The following is a 271-nucleotide window of genomic DNA, read 5'->3' on the forward strand; positions in this document are numbered from 1 at the left end:
CAAGATTATTCAGCCTTCGCTGAAGGCACCTTAACGGTAGAAGCTACGGTTACCGACATTGCGGGCAATACAGCGACCTCCAGTGACACAATAGTCAAAGATACGCTGGCAGACATCGATGTCGATTTTGATGGTTTTGGTGATGAGTATTACAACTCCGCCGAAGTGAGTAATGGCACTTTGGTCGGAACGGTGACCAATGTTGAAGATGGCCAAGAAGTTTCAATCACCATCACCGATGTTGATGGCAAGTCAGAAAATTATACCGCGA

General features: G+C 46.5%; 1 protein-coding gene. It reads left to right on the forward strand.

What is annotated here, in order from left to right; translation table 11 throughout:
- Positions 1–271, forward strand: a 271-nt coding sequence (locus AB4323_RS24575) for a hypothetical protein (RefSeq protein ID WP_372153528.1), incomplete at both ends; no start/stop codon positions are given.

This window comes from Vibrio sp. 10N.261.52.C11 (assembly GCF_041471405.1).
In the GTDB taxonomy this organism is placed as follows: Bacteria; Pseudomonadota; Gammaproteobacteria; order Enterobacterales; family Vibrionaceae; genus Vibrio; species Vibrio crassostreae_C.